Source organism: Buttiauxella sp. A111 (genome assembly GCF_014189855.1).
GTDB lineage: Bacteria > Pseudomonadota > Gammaproteobacteria > Enterobacterales > Enterobacteriaceae > Buttiauxella > Buttiauxella selenatireducens.
Map to the genome: position 1 here is coordinate 33,640 of NZ_BJFN01000003.1, position 19,424 is coordinate 53,063.

Genomic DNA, 19,424 nt, shown 5'->3' on the forward strand with positions numbered 1-19,424 from the left:
CCGCCATGACTATGCCAACGCCACTGTGCCCGCATCGCATGCAGGTGCATCATATTCACCAGGAAACGCCGGACGTCTGGACGCTGTCGCTGATTAATCACGACTTTTATCCTTACAAGGCTGGGCAATACGCACTGGTGAGTATTCGTAATAGTGACGAAACACTACGCGCTTACACGATCTCTTCGACACCCGGACTCAGCCCATTCATTACGCTGACCGTCCGTGGTATCGAGAATGGCGTTGGCTCTCAATGGCTGACGCAAGAGGTGAAAGTCGGCGATTACCTGTGGCTTTCAGAAGGCCTGGGGGAATTTACGTGCCAGGATTTAGCTTCCGAACGTTTTCTGTTATTGGCTGCTGGTTGCGGTGTGACGCCCATTATGGCGATGCGCCGCTGGTTAGCGAAACATCGTCCGCAGGCTGACGTGCAGGTTATTTATAACGTCCGTTCGCCAGAAGATGTCATCTTTGCAGAGGAATGGCGTAACTATCCCGTTGCACTGGTTGCCGAAAATAACGCAACGCATGGCTTCATCGCCGGGCGTTTGACACGTGACATTCTTGCTACCGTTCCGGATATTGCTTCACGCACCGTCATGACCTGCGGGCCCGCGCCTTACATGGAAATGGTTGAAAAAGAAGTCAAAGCACTGGGCGTGACGGATTTTTACTGTGAAAAATTCTTCACCCCCGTTGCGGCCCCCGTAAATAGCGGTTTGAAATTCACTACCCTAAAACCGCTGCGTGAGTTCTACGCACCTGTGGGCAGCACCTTGCTGGCTGCGATGGAAAGCAACAATGTTCCGGTGAACGCGGCCTGCCGTGCCGGGGTTTGTGGCAGTTGCAAAACCAAAGTCGACTCTGGTGACTACACGGTCAGCAGCACCATGACACTGACCGCAGCAGAAATAGCTAACGGCTATGTACTGGCCTGTTGTTGCCATCCGCAAGGTGATTTAGTTCTCGCTTAACCTCTCTCGTGCCACTCAACCTGAGTGGCACTTTCTGCCCCGCCTCTTCTGTTTCCTTGACTAAGCTTGTTTACGTTAACTGAATCGTGACAAGGAGAAGTAATGAAACAGACTGTAGCCGCTTATCTGGCAAAAACTCTCGAAAATGCAGGTGTCAAACGCATCTGGGGCGTCACTGGCGATTCCCTCAATGGACTGAGCGACAGCCTGAACCGCATGGGTACGATTCAATGGATGCCCACGCGTCATGAAGAAGTTGCCGCTTTTGCAGCTGGTGCCGAAGCCCATCTTTCAGGTGAACTGGCTGTTTGCGCGGGCTCATGCGGGCCGGGTAATCTGCATTTAATCAATGGGCTATTTGACTGCCATCGCAACCGCGTGCCGGTGCTGGCGATCGCCGCACATATTCCCTCCAGCGAAATTGGCAGTGGTTATTTCCAGGAAACCCATCCCGAAGAGTTATTCCGCGAATGCAGCCATTATTGTGAACTGGTGTCATCCCCGGAACAAATTCCACAAATTTTGGCGATTGCTATGCGCAAAGCGGTGCTTAATCGTGGCGTGTCAGTCGTTGTTTTGCCTGGTGACGTGGCGCTGAAACCCGCTCCTGAAACGGCCAGCACGCACTGGTATCCCGCCCCACAGCCCATCATTGTTCCCGCACATGAAGAGCTTAAAAAGCTTGCCCAGCTACTGCGCTATAACGACAACATCGCCCTGATGTGCGGTAGCGGTTGTGCAGGAGCGCATGAGGAACTGGTGCAATTTGCCGCGACCCTGAAAGCGCCAATTGTTCACGCTCTGCGTGGGAAGGAGCATGTCGAATATGATAATCCTTACGATGTCGGCATGACCGGGCTGATTGGCTTTTCGTCCGGGTTCCACACCATGATGAATGCCGACACGTTAATTCTGCTCGGCACCCAATTTCCGTATCGCGCCTTCTACCCGACCGATGCGAAAATCATTCAAATTGATATCAATCCGGGCAGCATCGGCGCACACAGCAAAGTTGATATGGCGCTGGTCGGGGATATTAAATCCACGCTTGCGGCCATTATTCCGCTTCTGGAAGAAAAAACTGACCGCAGTTTCCTTGATAAAGCGCTGGATAATTATCGTGAAGCGCGTGAAAGCCTTGATGAGCTGGCACAGCCAGGCGATGGCAACGTTATCCATCCGCAATATGTCGCACAGCAAATCAGCCATTTCGCCGATGATGACGCCATTTTTACCTGCGATGTTGGCACACCGACCGTGTGGGCCGCGCGATATTTGAAAATGAACGGGAAACGTCGCCTTTTAGGTTCGTTCACTCACGGTTCAATGGCCAACGCCATGCCGCAAGCACTGGGCGCAAAAGCAACCGAGCCGAATCGGCAGGTTGTTGCCATGTGCGGCGATGGCGGTTTCAGTATGTTGATGGGCGATTTTCTTTCGGTAGTACAAATGAAATTGCCGATCAAGATTGTGGTGTTTAACAACAGCGTATTGGGTTTTGTAGCGATGGAAATGAAAGCCGGCGGGTACCTGACTGACGGCACAGATCTGCACGACACCAACTTCGCGAATATCGCCACCGCCTGCGGCATCACCGGTATTCGTGTTGAAAAAGCTGATGAGTTGGATAGCGCATTGCAACGTGCTTTCAGCATTGACGGCCCAGTGCTGGTGGACGTGGTGGTGGCGAAAGAAGAATTAGCCATTCCACCGCAAATCAAACTGGAACAAGCCAAAGGATTCAGCCTCTATATGTTGCGAGCCATTATCAGTGGCCGTGGTGATGAAGTGATCGAACTGGCGAAAACCAACTGGTTCCGGTAAAACGGAGGTTTATCCCCTTCATACTTCAAGTTGCATCTTTGTTGGCTGCGCTCTCTTGCCGCCGCGATGCAACTTGAATTATTTTGGGGGAACAATTCTGGATAATAAGGACCCACCGTGATTGATTTGCGCAGCGATACCGTAACCCGCCCGAGTGATGAAATGCTCCAACGTATGATGGCCGCACCGACCGGTGATGACGTCTACGGTGATGATCCTACCGTCAATGAACTACAAGATTACGCCGCTAAAATCAGTGGTAAAGAAGCGGCGTTATTTCTGCCAACTGGCACTCAGGCAAACCTGGTTGCGCTGCTTAGCCACTGCGAACGCGGTGAAGAGTATATTGTTGGGCAATTAGCCCACAATTATTTGTATGAAGCCGGTGGCGCCGCGGTATTAGGCAGTATTCAACCTCAGCCCATCGACGCCAATCCTGACGGTTCATTGCCGCTCGACAAAGTTGCCGCGAAAATCAAACCTGACGATATCCACTTTGCGCGCACCAAACTGCTCAGCCTTGAAAATACCCATAACGGCAAAGTTCTGCCGCGCGAGTATCTTCAACAAGCCTGGGACTTTAGCCGCAACCACAATCTGGCGCTGCACGTTGATGGCGCGCGTATCTTCAACGCGGTGGTGGCATACGGCTGCACGCTTGAAGAAGTGGTGCGCTACTGCGATACCTTTACTATTTGCCTCTCTAAAGGCCTGGGAACGCCGGTTGGCTCGCTGTTAGTCGGCAGCCGTGAATACATTAAGCGTGCGACACGCTGGCGTAAAATGGTCGGCGGCGGTATGCGTCAGGCCGGTATTCTGGCAGCAGCAGGTTTGTACGCACTTGAAAACAACGTGCAACGCTTGCAAACCGACCACGACAACGCACATTGGCTTGCGGGTGAATTACGCGAAATCGGCGTTGATGTGACCCGCCAGGACACCAATATGGTGTTTGTCCGCGTCCCGGTAGAGCAAGCTGAAAGCCTCGGCAAATTCATGAAAGAACGCGGCATTTTAATGAGTGCAGGGCCAATCACACGCCTGGTGATGCACCTTGATGTGAATCGCCAGCAGTTAGCCGAAGTGGTTTCCCATTGGCAGGCTTTTTTACAGCGCTAAGCTGAGGATCAGGGACGATGACACAGCCACAAAATATTCTGGTGCTCGGCGCAAGCGGCTATATAGGCCAACATTTGGTGCCGCAACTTGCCGCGGCCGGGCATCACGTTACGGCTGCCGCAAGGCGAGTTGAGTGGCTGGAAAAACAACCCTGGCCTGACGTCGTTTGCCGCCATGTCGATTTACAGTGGCCGGAAACCCTTCCGGCACTGCTGGAAAATGTCGATACGCTTTATTATCTGGTGCACAGCATGGGCGACGGGGCAGATTTCGTGGCCCATGAACGTCAGACCGCACTCAATTTACGCGATGCGCTGCGCGCGCATCCGGTCAAACAGCTGATCTTTCTCAGTTCGCTACAAGCCGCAGAAGGTGACGGTGACTCAGAGCATCTGCGCGCACGCCAGCTTACGGCCGATATTTTGCGTGATTCAGGCGTGCCGGTGACGGAGATCCGCGCCGGTATTATCGTCGGTGCCGGTTCCGCCGCTTTCGAAGTGATGCGCGATATGGTTTACAACCTGCCGGTGCTTACGCCACCACGCTGGGTTCGTTCGCGCACCACGCCCATTGCACTAGAAAATTTGCTGCATTATTTAATCGAATTGCTCAACCATCCCTCACAAGAAAACCGACTTTTTGAGGCCGCCGGGCCGGAAGTGCTGAGCTATCAACAACAATTCGAGCGTTTTATGGCGGTCAGTGGCAAGCATCGCCCACTCATCCCCATTCCGCTGCCAACCCGTTGGATCTCGGTATGGTTTCTCAACATGATAACGTCCGTGCCGCCAACCATTGCCAAAGCGCTGATCCAGGGGTTGAAACACGATCTTCTGGCTGACGATCGGGCATTACGCGCGTTGATCCCTCAGCAACTCCTGAACTTTGATGATGCAGTACGCGCGACGCTTGAAGACGAGAACAAACTCGCGAACTCGCAAGACTGGGGTTATGACGCTCAGGCGTTTGCCCGTTGGCGTCCGGAGTATGGCTATTTCCCAAAACAAGCGGGTTGTACGCTCAATACTTCTGCTGAACGGGAAGATTTATGGCAGGTGGTCAATCAGATCGGTGGCAAAGAAGGCTATTTCTTTGGCAATATTCTGTGGAAAACCCGTGGCTTAATGGATCTGCTCGTCGGTCATAAACTGGCTAAAGGCCGTCCGGGACGCGAAATGCTCGAGGTGGGGGATCAGGTCGATAGCTGGAAAGTGATTATTGTCGAACCGCAAAAAGAGTTAACGCTGTTATTTGGTATGAAAGCGCCAGGACTTGGCCGGCTTTCATTCACGATACGTGATAATGGTAAGCATCGCTCGCTTGATGTTCGCGCATGGTGGCATCCACATGGAACCGCAGGTTTATTCTACTGGCTGGTGATGATCCCCGCGCATTTGTTTATTTTCCGAGGCATGGCCCGACGGATTTGCCAACTTTCCGAACAATTGTCACATAAAGTCCGTTAAGTTCTCCTAATCTTTGGTCTTCCCCATTGCAAGCGCTGCCATTTCACGGAAAAATGCGCAGCGTAAATCTCAATTACCATGAGTTGGTCTAAATGAAGGTACTGGTAACGGGCGCAACCAGCGGTTTAGGCCGAAACGCGGTCGAATTTCTTCGCGCAAAAGGCATCAGTGTTCGGGCAACCGGGCGCAACGAGGCCATGGGAAAACTGCTGGAAAAAATGGGTGCGGAGTTTATTCGCGCTGACCTTACCGAATTGGTTTCCTCGCAGGCCAAGGTGATGCTGGCCGATGTCGATACACTCTGGCATTGCTCAAGCTTTACTTCGCCGTGGGGGACTCAAGAAGCGTTCGATCTTGCAAACGTCCGAGCCACCCGTCGCTTAGGTGAATGGGCCGTTGCCTGGGGCGTACGTAACTTCGTGCACATTTCCTCACCTTCGCTCTACTTTGATTATCACCACCATCGCAATATCAGCGAAGATTTTCGCCCTGTCCGCTTTGCCAATGAATTTGCCCGCAGCAAAGCCGCCAGCGAAGAAGTGATTCAACTGCTCGCGCAATCAAACCCGCACACGCGCTTCACCATTCTGCGTCCGCAAAGTCTGTTTGGCCCGCATGACAAAGTCTTTTTCCCGCGCCTGGTACAGATGATGCGCCACTACGGCAGCGTTTTGTTGCCACGCGGTGGCGATGCGATGGTAGATATGACTTATATCGAGAATGCGGTGCATGCGATGTGGCTCGCAACAGAGCGTTGCGAAACGTTGCCATCAGGGCGCGCATATAACATCACTAATATGGAAGCTCGCCCGCTGCGCGTGATCGTGCAAAAGCTGATTGATGACTTAGAGATTAAATGCCGCATTCGCTCCGTTCCTTATCCGATGTTGGATATGATTGCCCGCAGCATGGAGCGTTTTGGCAATAAATCGGCCAAAGAACCTGTGCTGACGCATTATGGGGTATCGAAACTTAATTTTGATCTCACCCTGGATACGACGCGAGCCGAAACGGAATTAGGTTATCAACCGATTGTGACGTTGGATGAAGGTATACGCCGTACCGCGCTCTGGTTGCGTGATCACGGTACGTTGATTCGCTAGCTCTGATTATACCCATTATCCTTCGAGCTGCAGGGGTGTTGGCTGCAACTCAAATTCTAATGGGTATTAGCTCTGACCGTACTTTTCGAGTAACGCTTCTGCAATCGCTTGAGTTTGAGCATCCGCGTCACCGGAATATTTTGTTGGACGGAAATGCATCTGGAACGCCTGAATCACTCTCTTTTGTTGCTCCCACGTCATTTCAGGCGTCACTTGATAACCATATCGCGATAACACATCGAGCAAGCTTCGCCTGTCCACGGGTTGGTAAGGCCCACGGCCATTCAGATAAAAGGCAACTCTGTTAGCATCCGGCCAGGCACCGATGCCCTGTTGTGCCAGTTGCTGCCATGGAAATAATGGGCCGGGGTCAACTTTACGTTGCGGGGCAATATCTGCATGGGCGACCACGTTTTGCGGTTGGATTTGATAACGAGCGATAATCACTTTCGCCAGTTTTTCCAGTACCGAAATTTGCGCCGCGTTGAACGGGTAAAATTGATTTACCCTACCCTGCCGCGTAAAACCTTTATTTTCCAGCTCAATGCCAATCGAAGTGTCATTGATTCGCGTTGCACCGCGCCAGAAACTCACCCCTGCATGCCACGCCAATTCACTTTCAGGCACCAGTTGCCAGATTACCGGCTTGCCGCCAGACATCGGTGGCGTATCGGGTATCAGGTAATGAGAACTGACATTTTTGTCAGTTAAAGTGGATAACGAACCGGTGAAATCATCGGCGGTGTAGTGAATAACTAACACTTTCACGCGCGGATACGCAGCCTGCGCACTGTGGCTCGTGTCGACTTTAAAATCGCCCTTATCGACGACATTTTTATCGCTAACCTCAGGCTTACTGGAACACCCCGCCAGCAGAGCCACAATGAAAAGCGTGACCAGGCGAGCTTTCATCGGCGCGTTTTAACCGCAGTACCGGTGACGCTCACCATCAGCATACTTCCCTCTTTGCCCACGGTTTCGTAATCAATATCGATACCGACTACCGCATTGGCACCCAAACCTTCAGCTTGTTCCTGCAATTCCCTGAAGGCTATCTCACGCGCTTTACGTAACTCTTTTTCGTATGCACCGGAACGGCCACCGACGATATCGCGCACTCCAGCAAAAAAGTCGCGAAAAATATTGGCGCCCAGAATCGCCTCGCCAGTCACCACGCCACAATATTCTGTAATGCTCTGCCCCTCGAGCGTTGGGGTAGTTGTAAATTGCATAAGCTTCTCCTCTCTTTGTATCAACATCTTAGCGCATTACCTGCCACGCATTTTGACAACGATACGCTATGCTAAGTTAGTCCTCCTGAGAAGATAAGGAAATAAAAATGCGCAGCTCAGTTTTGGTTCTTCTTCCGTGCGCGATGTTACTCACGGCCTGTACTACCCCCGTAACGCCCGCTTTTAAAGACATTGGCACCCACAGCGGCCCTTGCATTGACGGCGGCCCGGATAGCGTGGCGCAGAAATTTTACGATTATCAAATAAGCCATAAAACTCAGGGCAGCAGCGCGATTACCGGCTTGCGTCCGTATATGAGTGATGCGCTGGCGCAGCAAATGCAAAAAGCCAGCACGTCGCCTAATGCGCAAAATGAATTTATGCGCAGCAACATGTTTACCAGCAACGCAGATGGCGCAGACAGTGCCGCAGTAGCCTCCGCGTCTACCATTCCTAACACCGATGCGCGCAATATCCCGCTGCGTGTCAACCTCACTAAAGGCAGTCAAAGCTGGCAAGATGAAGTGCTGATGATTCGTGAAGGCCAGTGTTGGGCAGTCGATGACGTGCGTTATCTTGGCGTAAACAGCCATGCGCCTTCTGGCAGCCTGCGTCAGGCCATAGAAACCGAGTAATTTCCCCTGCGGGAGAGGGAAGGTAACCCTTGTAAATAGTCTGGAATTTTTCAATAACTCCGACATTTATTCTTACCTCCCTCCCGCCTCGCTATTTTGTGCTACCTTTAATGCACGCGAGTAGTTATTTTTAGGTTTTAACGCACAAAGATTGCATAACTATTCTGTTAAAGGTACCCTTTGCGGCTTCAATTGCTATTCAACTTATGCGCATGAGTATTCAACTAAACGGCATTAATTGTTTTTACGGCGCACATCAAGCGCTGTTCGATATCACTCTTAGTTGCCCACAGGGCGAAACGCTGGTGCTGCTTGGTCCAAGCGGCGCAGGCAAAAGCTCGCTTCTGCGCGTACTCAATCTGCTTGAGATGCCGCGCTCCGGGCAACTCACCATTGCAGACAACCATTTCGACTTTGCAAAAGCGCCTGGCGACAAAGCTATCCGTGAATTGCGTCGCAACGTGGGTATGGTGTTCCAGCAATATAATCTTTGGCCACATCTCACCGTGCTGCAAAACCTGATGGAAGCGCCTTGCCGCGTCCTTGGGATCAGCAAAGATGAAGCACGCCTTCGCGCCGATAAACTGCTTGAGCGTTTACGCCTGAAACCTTATATGGACAGGTATCCGCTCCACCTTTCTGGTGGTCAGCAGCAGCGTGTCGCGATTGCCCGTGCATTGATGATGGAACCACAGATCCTGCTGTTTGATGAACCGACCGCAGCACTGGACCCAGAAATCACCGCGCAAATCGTCAGCATCATTCGTGAGTTGGCTGAAACCAACATCACTCAGGTCATCGTTACCCACGAAGTAGAAGTTGCGCGTAAAACCGCAAGCCGCGTGGTTTACATGGAAAATGGCCACATCGTTGAACAAGGTGATGCGAGTTGCTTCGCAAAACCACAGACCGAAGCGTTTAAATTCTATCTGTCACACTGATGTATCCGGGAAAATAACCATGAAAAAAGTTCTGCTTGCCACATTATTAGCCAGCCTGAGCCTTTCCGCGACGGCTGCACAAACTATTCGTTTCGCTATGGAAGCGTCTTACCCTCCGTTTGAATCTATGGATGCCAGCAATAAGATCGTTGGTTTTGATGTCGATTTGGCAAACGCGCTGTGTAAAGAGATCGATGCAACCTGTACTTTCAGCAACCAGGCTTTTGACAGCCTGATCCCAAGCCTGAAATTCCGCCGTATCGACGCGGTTATCTCGGGTATGGATATCACTCCAGAGCGTGAAAAACAGGTTCTGTTCAGCAGCCCGTATTATGAAAACTCTGCTTTGTTTGTCGGCCAGAAAGGCAAAATTGCTGATATTAGTGCGCTGAAAGGCAAGAAAGTGGGTATGCAGAACGGCTCCACGCATCAGAAATTCATCATGGATAAACATCCAGAGATCACCACCGTTCCTTACGACAGCTACATGAACGCCAAGCTGGATATGGAAAGCGGCCGTATTGACGCCGTATTTGGTGACACAGCTGTTGTCACCGAATGGCTGAAAGCCGATCCTAAACTGGCCGCTATTGGCGATAAAGTCACGGATAAAGACTACTTCGGTACCGGTTTGGGTATTGCTGTTCGTCAGGGCAACACTGACCTGCAAGCGAAATTCAACACCGCGCTGGAAAAAGTGAAGCAAGATGGGACGTACAAAACCATCTACGAAAAATGGTTCCAGAAGTAATCTGAATGAACGAAATGTTTACTTTAGCGAGCGCCGCCGGGATGACCGTCGGCCTTGCCGTTTGTGCGCTGATCATCGGCCTGGCTCTGGCGATGATTTTTGCCGTGTGGGAGTCTGCAAAATGGCGTCCGATTGCCTGGCTGGGTTCAGCTTTGGTAACGGTGCTGCGCGGCTTGCCTGAAATTCTGGTGGTGCTGTTTATTTATTTCGGCTCCTCACAGTTGCTGCTGATCCTCTCAGATGGTTTTGTGCTCAACCTCGGTTTTGCGCAAATCCCTATCCAATTACAGATTGAGAATTTCGATGTCAGCCCGTTCCTGTGCGGCGTGATCGCACTTTCCCTGCTCTACTCGGCTTATGCTTCGCAGACTTTGCGTGGCGCACTCAAAGCCGTGCCAATTGGGCAATGGGAGTCCGGCCAGGCGTTAGGTTTGTCGAAAGCCGCAATTTTCTTCCGTCTGGTGATGCCGCAAATGTGGCGTCATGCGCTACCCGGATTAGGTAATCAGTGGCTGGTATTGCTAAAAGATACTGCGCTGGTTTCGCTGATTAGCGTCAACGATTTGATGTTACAAACTAAAAGTATCGCCACCCGTACTCAGGAGCCGTTTACCTGGTATGTGGTTGCTGCCGCGATCTACCTCGTGATCACCCTCATCAGCCAGTACGTTCTTAAGCGTATTGACCAACGAGCGACACGTTTTGAACGGAGACCCGGCTGATGCTTGAGTATTTACCGGAACTGTTGAAAGGCCTGCACACCAGCCTGACACTCACCGCGGCATCCATTGTTGTCGCACTGATTTTAGCGCTGTTTTTCACCATCGTTTTGACGCTGAAAACCCCGGTGCTGGTGTGGATTGTCCGTGGTTATATCACGCTGTTCACCGGCACTCCGCTGCTGGTGCAAATCTTCCTGATTTACTACGGCCCTGGTCAGTTTCCGTCGATTCAAAACTACCCTGTTTTATGGCACCTGCTTTCTGAACCGTGGCTGTGCGCATTGATTGCGCTGTCTTTAAACAGTGCAGCCTACACCACGCAACTGTTTTACGGTGCTATTCGCGCTATTCCTGATGGTCAGTGGCAGTCGTGTGGCGCTTTGGGTATGAGCAAGAAAGATACCCTCGCGATTTTGCTGCCGTATGCATTTAAACGCGCACTTTCTTCTTACTCGAACGAAGTGGTTTTAGTGTTTAAAAGTACTTCTCTGGCGTACACCATTACGCTGATGGAAGTCATGGGCCACGGGCAGCTTCTGTACGGTCGTACTTACGATGTGATGGTATTCGGTGCCGCAGGTTTGGTTTATCTGGTCGTTAACGGATTACTCACGCTGTTAATGCGAGTGATAGAACGCCGGGCGCTGGCGTTCGAACGCCGTAATTAAGACATCGTTAATCACTCAAAAAGGCGGGGCTTCCCCGCCTTTTTTGCATCCCAGTGAATATAATTATACATTTTATTTGCATATAAATTCATTTACTGGCATGATTTTTTTACGCCGAGAAACGGTGAAAACAATAAAATACGACAGACGGGAGCAACACAAATGAAGAAGTTTATTTTGGCCGCCATGTTCGCTACAGCCGCATTCAACGTGGCCGCAGCCGACAAAATCAACTTTGGTTCTTCTGCCACTTATCCGCCATTTGAATCACTTGATGCTAATAATCAGATCGTCGGTTTTGATATCGACCTGGCTAAAGCTTTATGCAAACAAATGCAGGCAGAGTGCACGTTCACAAACCACGCATTTGACAGCTTGATCCCGTCGCTTAAATTCCGCAAATATGACGCGGTAATTTCAGGTATGGATATTACGCCTGAACGTAGCAAGCAAGTTTCCTTTACCACACCGTACTACGCCAACTCGGCGGTAGTGATTGCCAAAAAAGGTGCGTTTAACTCTTTTGATGAACTGAAAGGCAAACGTATTGGTATGGAAAATGGCACCACGCATCAGAAATATCTCCAGGAAAAGCATCCGGAAATTAAAACGGTTTCTTACGATAGCTACCAGAATGCGATTATCGACCTGAAAAATGGTCGTATTGATGGAGTATTTGGTGACACGGCAGTGGTAAATGAGTGGCTGAAGACCAACCCGCAATTAGGGACGGTTGGCAGTCACGTTACCGATGCAGAATATTTTGGAACGGGGCTGGGTATTGCAGTGCGCCCGGATAACCCGGCACTGTTAACGAAATTGAATACGGCGCTGGCGGCAATTAAAGCTGACGGCACATATCAGAAGATCAGTGCCCAGTGGTTCCCTCAGTAAAAGATGCCCTCACCCCGCCCCTCTCCCACAGGAGAGGGTGAAAAGAAGAGTGGAAATGAAGATCCCCCCTCCTTTGAGAAAGGGTGAAAAGAAAAGTGAAAAAGAAGATCCCCTCTCCTTTGGGAGAGGGTGAAAAGAAGAGTGGAAATGAAGATCCCCTCTCCTTTGAGAAAGGGTGAAAAGAAAACTAGAGAAGAAGATCCCCTCTCCTTTGGGAGAGGGTTAGGGTGAGGGGAAAAACTAAGCTCGCACCAACAGCGTCAACACTTCGTAATGCGCGGTATGCGGGAACATATCGAACAATTGCACACGTTTTACCCGATATTCCGTCAACGACGCAATATCCCGCGCCATCGTCTGCGCATTGCAGCTTGAATAGATAATGTATTTCGGTGCCATGTTATTCAAAAAATAACAGAGTGCCTGGCCAATTCCACGCCGTGGAGGATTCACTAAGACCAGATCGGGAACATCGTGCTGTTCAGTGGCAAATTTCGTTGAATCCAATGCCTGGAAGTGAATATCCGTTAATCCAAGTTTTTCCGCTGACTGGCGCGCACAGGCAATCGCCTCAGGGGCAATTTCAATTCCGGTCAGTTTCATATCGGGCGTTGCACAGTGCAGGCCAAACCCACCCACCCCGCAGAACAAATCCCACATATGTTTGACGGGCAGACCACGTACCCAGTCACGAGCCGTGGCGTACAAAGATGCCGCAACGGTTGGGTTCGTCTGGAAGAAGCTTTGCGGACGAATATACAGCGGCACACCGTTAAACTGTTCTTCCAGCGCTTGCTGTTCGGTTAATGGGATTTCCTGCTCGCCTTCCATAATCGCCATATGCACTGGCTGAATGTTGGCAGAAATCACTTTTAGCTGTGGGAGCTGTTGCTGCAACCAGGGGAGTGCAGCGCGGAGTTGTTCCAGTTTTGCTTCTGATCGCAGGACAAAACGCAGCATCATGCCGCCGTCTAACTGACTTTCCGTTAACAACAGATATTTCAATTCACCGCGTTTACGCGCCACGTTATACGGCGTAAGCCCCGCACGTGCGATAAACGGTTTCAGTACGGTAAACACAGCCTGAAATGAAGCCGGATACAGCGGACACTCGGTTAAATCTTCAGGCGTACCATCGCGATGCAGCATCCCCAACAGTGGTTTCTCCACACTGCCGCTGACCACCATTTTGGCTTTATTGCGGAATGCCTGCTCAGGGCCGCTGACTGGCGCGCACCACTCTTGCACCGCAATACCCTCCAGCAAATGCTGAAGTTCCTTCATCTTGGCGGTGAGTTGTTCGGAAATCGACTGTTCAATCCACTGACAAGAGCGGCAGCGATTAGCCTGATAGAGTGCGCAATGCATAATGACATCCTGAAACCGGGGGGCGTAGATTGTAGCACTACGCATTCATTGAAGTTTAAAAAAAAGCCGACTCCGAGAAGGGATAAACAGCAAAAATAGCACCAACAAATCGGGTAGTTTCTGCGTCATGAGTGAACGGAATATTTCTCGTTTTGACTCACCAGGGATACTGAACAGTTCAGGATAACCCCAGCCGAGTGACGCGGCCCATAAATAGCTAACGGTAATCACCTGCGTGGCAAGAAACAGCCAGCGTCCCCAATTACGCCCTTTCATGATGACAAACGCACAGCGTAATTCGATACACAGCATCACCAGGCTACCGAGGAAAATCAGCGTCAGGCTCCAGGTTTGCACGCTACGGTGAATGAAATCAAGCACTCCACTCACACCGAGCATGTTGAAAATCAACATCAAATCGAGGATTCGTGTAGTAAGAATAGCAATTGCCGCCACCAGCACTAATGTGGGAGCGTTCAATTTCGCTTGTGTTTGACTTCGTTTCCTGAAAATTTCCGCAAACCTCGTGTTCCATACGACACAGTGCCGCGACAAGCGCGGCACTGTGGGTTTTACCAGATTTTAAACCTTTCAGCTATGCCTTGCACGTTGGATGTCGCGCAGACGTTGCTTTTCTGCTCGTGCCATAAACCACCAGGCAATCAATCCGATAATCCCAACAACGCCCAAAATTATAGACGCCAATGCGTTTATTTCAGGATTCACCCCCATTCTGACGCTTGAGAATACCAGCATCGGTAACGTTGTCGCACCCGGCCCTGAGACAAAGCTGGCAATGACGAGATCATCAAGCGAGAGGGTGAACGCCAGCAGCCAACCGGAGACAATCGCCGGCGCAATCATCGGGACGGTAATGACGAAGAAGACCTTCAACGGGGTTGCGCCCAAGTCCATCGCCGCTTCTTCGATTGAGTGATCCAACTCCCGCAAGCGCGAGCTGATGACCACAGAAACGTACGCGGTACAAAATGTCACATGAGCCAGCCAAATCGTCAGCATGCCACGGTCACTTGGCCAGCCGATAGCGTGTCCTAACGCGACAAACAGCAACAGCAGTGACAGACCGGTGATGACATCAGGCATAACCAGCGGTGCGGTGAGCATGAAGGCAAACCCCGTGGAGCCACGGAATTTACCAAAACGCACCATAACGACGGCAGCAATAGTCCCAAGGATCACCGCTGCCGTCGCCGCTGCCGCCGCGATAGTTAAACTTAACCCCACGGCGTTCATCATCGCGGAGTCCTGGAACAATTCGACATACCAGCGTGTCGACCACCCCGCCCAGACGGTCACCAGTTTTGAGCTGTTAAATGAATAGATAACCAGCATCAGCATCGGTGCGTAGAGGAAGGTGAATCCAATGGCTAAAATCACAATGCGCCACGGTGAACGCACTACCGGTAAATTGTTCATGCGTGGTCCTCCGCAGCTTTGTTTTGATATTTGTGGAACCACATGATCGGCACTATCAACAGGACAAGCATGGTTATCGCTACCGCTGACGCAACTGGCCAATCCCGGTTATTGAAGAACTCCTGCCACAGAACACGACCAATCATGATGCTATCTGGCCCGCCAAGGAGTTCCGGTATAACAAACTCCCCCACCGCCGGAATAAACACCAGCATGGAGCCCGCGATAATGCCGCCTTTGGTCAGTGGCACGATCACGCTGAAGAATGTTTTCAGCGGGCGAGCCCCCAAATCTAACGACGCTTCCACTAACGAGTAATCGAGTCGCGTCAGCGCGGTATAAATCGGCAATACCATAAACGGCAAATAGGCATAAACAATACCGATATAGACCGCAAGATTGGTGTGCAGAATCACCAATGGTTGATCAATAACCCCCAGCCACATCAATACGTTGTTCAGTACACCGTTATTTTTCAGTATTCCCATCCATGCATAAACGCGGATCAAGAAGGAGGTCCATGAAGGTAAAATCACCAGTAACAACAGAATGTTACGCGTTGATGATTTACTGTGTGCCACCGCCCACGCCAGCGGATAACCCAGCAGCAAGCAGCATATTGTGGATACCCCAGCGACTTGCAGCGACTGTAAATAGGCATCTGCGTATAACGGATCGTCAGTGAGCTGGAGATAGTTCGCCAGATTCAGCGCCAGTGAAATCTGATCGTCAGCCCAGGTGATGAGATCGGTATAAGGCGGAATGGATCGGGCTATTTCAGCAAAACTTATCTTGAAGACAATCAAGAACGGCAGCATAAACAGCAAAACCAACCACAAGTACGGAAATGCAATCACAACCTTACGGCCATGGAGCATTTGCATTTTTGCCAGCCACATTTTAAAACTGCTGGCCGGTGGCTCGGCCGGGCGTTCGGTAATCGTGCTCATTTCGCCCCCTTAAACGGTCAAGACCACACAACTCTCGGCATCCCAACACAGACGAACTTCGTCGCCCCAGGTTGGCATCCCCTTGCGGTTCCGGTTCTCATTTTGCAACTGCGCGCTGATCATCTGCCCACTCACCAGACGCACGTGATAAATCGACAGGTCGCCAAGATAGGCAATATGCACCACTTCACCGACCGCGAAGTTGTAACGGTCTTCTGGGGGTTCTTCGCAAAGCATGACTTTTTCTGGACGCAGTGCGACGTACACCGGCACACCGTCAACCACCGAAACATCCGGATCAACTTTAAGCGAATGAATCAGCCCAGGGCTTTCAATGATCAGTCCATCTTCCCGGCGCTCTTTCAGCAGCCCTTCAAAGACGTTCACCGAACCGATAAATTCCGCGCTGTAGCGCGTAGCCGGATATTCGTAGACCTCTTCCGGCTCGCCAATTTGCTCGAACTTGCCACGATTCATAATGGCGATACGTCCCGCCATGGTCATCGCTTCTTCCTGGTCGTGCGTCACCATTACGCAGGTGGCACCCACACGCTCGAGAATATCCACCACTTCGAGCTGCATACGGTCACGCAATTTCTTATCCAGCGCGCCCATCGGCTCATCGAGCAGCAATAATTTTGGCCGTTTCGCGAGGCTTCGTGCCAGCGCGACACGCTGACGCTGCCCACCTGAAAGCTGGTGCGGTTTGCGTTTGGCGTACTCTTGCATATGAACCAGCGTCAGCATCTCCTGCACACGCTGAGTAATTTCATTTTTCGGCAGCTTGTCTTGCTTGAGTCCAAACGCGATATTTTGCTCGACCGTCATATGCGGGAAAAGTGCATAGGACTGGAACATCATATTGATTGGCCGCTGATAAGGCGGGACGTGTGACAAATCCACACCATCCAGCATGATTTGCCCGGCACTGGGTTGTTCAAAACCCGCCAGCATGCGTAACAGCGTTGATTTACCACAGCCGGATGGCCCGAGCAGCGCAAAAATTTCGCCTTTATAAATGGTCAGATTGACATCATCAACGGCATGTTGCCCGTCAAAGGACTTAGTGAGGTTGCGAACTTCAAGCAGCGGCGTAAGCGCCTTGCGAGTTTTCGCGTGCGGACGAGGGATTACGTCAGTCAATTGTGTGCTCTCCGGCAAAAGCGAAATTCTACCTTTCATCTTTCAAATCGCAGGGGTGTTGGCTGCTTTCGTTCACCCCAGTCACTTACTTATGTAAGCTCCTGGGGATTCTCTCTCTTGCCGCCTACCTGCAACTTGAAATCTAAAAGTTATAACCAACTAAGATATCTAACTATTTCCCTGTTTTAACTTTAGTCCAGGCACGCGTAATGACACGGTCAACTTTTGGTGATTGCACACCTTGAGTGAACAGTTTGCTGCGAACATCAGCCGGTGGATAAATCCCCGGATTATCACGAATCTCAGCATTTAACAGCGGAGTCGACTCTTTATTCGCATTGGCGTAATAAACGTGATTACTGATATTCGCGACGACATCCGGTCGCATCAGATAGTTAAGGAACTGATAGGCTTCATCTTTATTTTTCGCATCATTGGTTATTGCGAACATATCGAAGTAAACCATCGCCCCTTCTTTAGGAATGGTATAAGCAATATTCACGCCATTTTTGGCTTCTTTAGCGCGGTTTGCCGCCTGGAGAATATCGCCAGACCAACCGATCGCCACGCAGATGTCGCCGTTAGCCAAATCGTTGATGTATTGGGAAGAGTGGAAATAACGGATAGACGGACGCAATTTCAGCAACAGATCGTTCGCCGCACCGGTGTAATCACTCGGATTGGTGCTGTTAGGATCTTTGCCCAGGTAGTGCAATACGCTTGCGTAAACCTCGCTCGGCGCATCAAGGAACGAAACGCCACAGCTTTTCAGCTTCTCAAGATTTTCTGGTTTCAGGATGAGATCCCAGCTGTCCACCGGCGCATCTTTGCCCAATACCGCTTTGACTTTATCGACGTTGTAGCCAATTCCTGTTGTAACCATCATGTACGGAATGCCGTATTTATTGTCATGGTCATTATGGGCGACCAGCTTAAGCATTTCCGGATCGAGATTTTTGTAGTTCGGCAATTTGCTCTTATCAAGAGGCTGGAAAATACCGGCCTGAGCCTGGCGCTCCAGGAATTGCGAAGAAGGCACGACGAGGTCATAACCCGTACTGCCGGCCATTAACTTCCCTTCCAGAACTTCGTTGGAGTCGAAGACGTCGTACACCACTTTAATGCCGGTTTCTTTCGTAAAGTTTGCCAACGTATCTGGAGCAATATAATCAGACCAGTTATAAACGTGCAGCGTCTTTTGTTCAGCGGCAAATGTCGTGGCAGAGACTGCCATCAACAAACCCGTCACCATCCCCGACAACAATTTTTTACGTTGGGCGAACATATGTCATTCCTTCTGAATAAAGGGTAAATCTCGCTTTCACGAGCAGAATTTACTCAATCAAACTTTTATGCATTTAGTTAATGCTTTGGGAACATGCAAGAACCATGCATCTCTATTCAAACTACGGTGAACAAAGCTGGCGCCTTCCCACAGACGTTGCATATTTTAAGTGTCACGCAAGAATAACTGTAGCCAGGGTTAGTGACTATAGCGCGACTAAAAAAGCGCCTTATATCAATTTTTTAACAAAAAAATGCCTACACCGTCGCGTGATACTGGCAACAATGGCGAGAATAATGCTTAGGAATAGCGGGTAAGGCAGGATAAAAAATGTGGGCCGCAGCGGACATGACAGCCGCTGCGTTCAGAAAAGAAACGATCGGTGCAGAAGTTAGTGTAAAAAGTGGGTTTGAACCAGGGTGCTGTCTTGCTCTTCTTCCCCGTCAGAGATGTAGAGCAATTGATTCGCGCACGCTTCCAGAATCACCATCGAGATCTGCTCTTCGCTCTGTTTTACAAAATGAGCAAATTGTTCGCGCGTAATTCCAACCGCCGCTTGTAGCGACTGGCAAACCACGAGTTTAGGTAAATTGTCGTCCTGGATATCTAAAAACGCTTTCACCGTCAGTGAACTGGCATTAATAGACGAGAGATCGGATGCCAGGGGCAACAATGCGGAGGGCTTTACCTCGGCCAGGGCTGAAAACAAGACGATATTATCGACAAGATCGATTTTCGCATCGTAGACACCATCAAAATTCTGCATATGGGGCAGATGGAGCGCCTGGCAGGTATCGCACTCGAAAATGGTCACGCCGATTTCGTCAAGCCAGCGGCGTAAGATGTCCAGAGTAGGGACAACGAGTGAATCCATAAATGCCGTAGCCTCTTTTAAAGGGGTGATTAATAGCC

Annotated in this window: 20 protein-coding genes; 11 read left to right on the top strand and 9 right to left on the bottom strand. The window is 50.6% G+C overall.

The annotated features are described in order from the left end of the window. The first annotated feature begins 5 nt into the window (after window positions 1-5). From hcr to BSPA111_RS09435, 5 genes are all read left to right on the top strand, one after another. Entirely contained in the window at window positions 6-974 is a 969-nt protein-coding gene (hcr, locus tag BSPA111_RS09415; protein WP_183270904.1) for an NADH oxidoreductase, read from the top strand. Between the two features lie 102 nt (window positions 975-1,076). After that, window positions 1,077-2,798, top strand: a complete 1,722-nt coding sequence (poxB, locus tag BSPA111_RS09420; RefSeq protein WP_183270905.1) for a ubiquinone-dependent pyruvate dehydrogenase — start codon at window positions 1,077-1,079, stop codon at window positions 2,796-2,798. A gap of 117 nt (window positions 2,799-2,915) precedes the next feature. Further along, window positions 2,916-3,917 (top strand): low-specificity L-threonine aldolase, encoded by a 1,002-nt coding sequence (gene ltaE, locus BSPA111_RS09425; RefSeq protein WP_183270906.1) that lies wholly within the window; start codon window positions 2,916-2,918, stop codon window positions 3,915-3,917. Between the two features lie 17 nt (window positions 3,918-3,934). Continuing rightward, complete coding sequence (locus tag BSPA111_RS09430) at window positions 3,935-5,383, top strand: SDR family oxidoreductase (RefSeq protein ID WP_183270907.1); 1,449 nt, start codon at window positions 3,935-3,937, stop codon at window positions 5,381-5,383. Between the two features lie 92 nt (window positions 5,384-5,475). After that, window positions 5,476-6,486, top strand: a complete 1,011-nt coding sequence (locus tag BSPA111_RS09435) for an NAD(P)-dependent oxidoreductase (protein ID WP_183270908.1) — start codon at window positions 5,476-5,478, stop codon at window positions 6,484-6,486. Window positions 6,487-6,552: 66 nt separating this feature from the next. Here BSPA111_RS09435 and BSPA111_RS09440 read toward each other — a convergent pair whose 3' ends face one another. Next, the gene (locus BSPA111_RS09440; RefSeq protein WP_183270909.1) at window positions 6,553-7,398 is read right to left on the bottom strand and encodes an N-acetylmuramoyl-L-alanine amidase; all 846 of its coding nucleotides are present in this window, start codon (window positions 7,396-7,398) and stop codon (window positions 6,553-6,555) included. Beyond that, window positions 7,395-7,718: a heavy metal-binding domain-containing protein gene (locus BSPA111_RS09445; protein WP_183270910.1), complete on the bottom strand. Its 324-nt coding sequence runs from the start codon at window positions 7,716-7,718 to the stop codon at window positions 7,395-7,397. Before BSPA111_RS09445 ends, BSPA111_RS09440 begins: the two co-directional genes overlap by 4 nt. Window positions 7,719-7,825: 107 nt before the next feature. Between BSPA111_RS09445 and BSPA111_RS09450 the strand changes: the two genes are divergently transcribed. From BSPA111_RS09450 to artJ (BSPA111_RS09475), 6 genes are all read left to right on the top strand, one after another. Beyond that, complete coding sequence (locus BSPA111_RS09450) at window positions 7,826-8,353, top strand: lipoprotein (protein ID WP_183270911.1); 528 nt, start codon at window positions 7,826-7,828, stop codon at window positions 8,351-8,353. Window positions 8,354-8,565: 212 nt separating this feature from the next. Next, entirely contained in the window at window positions 8,566-9,294 is a 729-nt protein-coding gene (gene artP, locus BSPA111_RS09455) for an arginine ABC transporter ATP-binding protein ArtP (protein ID WP_064557670.1), read from the top strand. A 19-nt stretch (window positions 9,295-9,313) separates the two neighbouring features. After that, window positions 9,314-10,045: an arginine ABC transporter substrate-binding protein gene (gene artJ, locus BSPA111_RS09460; RefSeq protein WP_064557457.1), complete on the top strand. Its 732-nt coding sequence runs from the start codon at window positions 9,314-9,316 to the stop codon at window positions 10,043-10,045. Window positions 10,046-10,050: 5 nt separating this feature from the next. Continuing rightward, window positions 10,051-10,767, top strand: coding sequence for an arginine ABC transporter permease ArtQ (gene artQ / locus BSPA111_RS09465; RefSeq protein ID WP_183270912.1), 717 nt, complete (start codon window positions 10,051-10,053; stop codon window positions 10,765-10,767). Next, the gene (gene artM / locus BSPA111_RS09470) at window positions 10,767-11,435 is read left to right on the top strand and encodes an arginine ABC transporter permease ArtM (protein ID WP_183270913.1); all 669 of its coding nucleotides are present in this window, start codon (window positions 10,767-10,769) and stop codon (window positions 11,433-11,435) included. Before artQ ends, artM begins: the two co-directional genes overlap by 1 nt. Window positions 11,436-11,597: 162 nt before the next feature. Then, window positions 11,598-12,329: an arginine ABC transporter substrate-binding protein ArtJ gene (gene artJ, locus BSPA111_RS09475; protein WP_183270914.1), complete on the top strand. Its 732-nt coding sequence runs from the start codon at window positions 11,598-11,600 to the stop codon at window positions 12,327-12,329. 240 nt (window positions 12,330-12,569) lie between these two features. On the opposite strand, the gene rlmC is transcribed toward artJ (BSPA111_RS09475), so the two are convergent. The 7 genes from rlmC to BSPA111_RS09510 all read right to left on the bottom strand — a co-directional run bounded on the left by rlmC (window position 12,570) and on the right by BSPA111_RS09510 (window position 19,386). Next, the gene (gene rlmC, locus BSPA111_RS09480) at window positions 12,570-13,697 is read right to left on the bottom strand and encodes a 23S rRNA (uracil(747)-C(5))-methyltransferase RlmC (RefSeq protein WP_183270915.1); all 1,128 of its coding nucleotides are present in this window, start codon (window positions 13,695-13,697) and stop codon (window positions 12,570-12,572) included. Window positions 13,698-13,742: 45 nt separating this feature from the next. Continuing rightward, window positions 13,743-14,177 carry a YbjO family protein gene (locus tag BSPA111_RS09485; RefSeq protein ID WP_255459255.1) on the bottom strand — a complete coding sequence of 145 codons (435 nt, stop codon included), beginning with the start codon at window positions 14,175-14,177 and terminating at the stop codon, window positions 13,743-13,745. Between the two features lie 111 nt (window positions 14,178-14,288). After that, window positions 14,289-15,134 carry a putrescine ABC transporter permease PotI gene (potI, locus tag BSPA111_RS09490; RefSeq protein WP_183270916.1) on the bottom strand — a complete coding sequence of 282 codons (846 nt, stop codon included), beginning with the start codon at window positions 15,132-15,134 and terminating at the stop codon, window positions 14,289-14,291. Then, window positions 15,131-16,084: a putrescine ABC transporter permease PotH gene (gene potH, locus BSPA111_RS09495; RefSeq protein WP_183270917.1), complete on the bottom strand. Its 954-nt coding sequence runs from the start codon at window positions 16,082-16,084 to the stop codon at window positions 15,131-15,133. Before potH ends, potI begins: the two co-directional genes overlap by 4 nt. A 9-nt stretch (window positions 16,085-16,093) precedes the next feature. Then, window positions 16,094-17,227: a putrescine ABC transporter ATP-binding subunit PotG gene (gene potG / locus BSPA111_RS09500; RefSeq protein ID WP_183270918.1), complete on the bottom strand. Its 1,134-nt coding sequence runs from the start codon at window positions 17,225-17,227 to the stop codon at window positions 16,094-16,096. A 172-nt stretch (window positions 17,228-17,399) separates the two neighbouring features. Further along, window positions 17,400-18,512, bottom strand: a complete 1,113-nt coding sequence (gene potF, locus BSPA111_RS09505; protein WP_183270919.1) for a spermidine/putrescine ABC transporter substrate-binding protein PotF — start codon at window positions 18,510-18,512, stop codon at window positions 17,400-17,402. A 391-nt stretch (window positions 18,513-18,903) separates the two neighbouring features. Further along, complete coding sequence (locus BSPA111_RS09510; protein ID WP_183270920.1) at window positions 18,904-19,386, bottom strand: YbjN domain-containing protein; 483 nt, start codon at window positions 19,384-19,386, stop codon at window positions 18,904-18,906. Window positions 19,387-19,424: the final 38 nt, after the last annotated feature.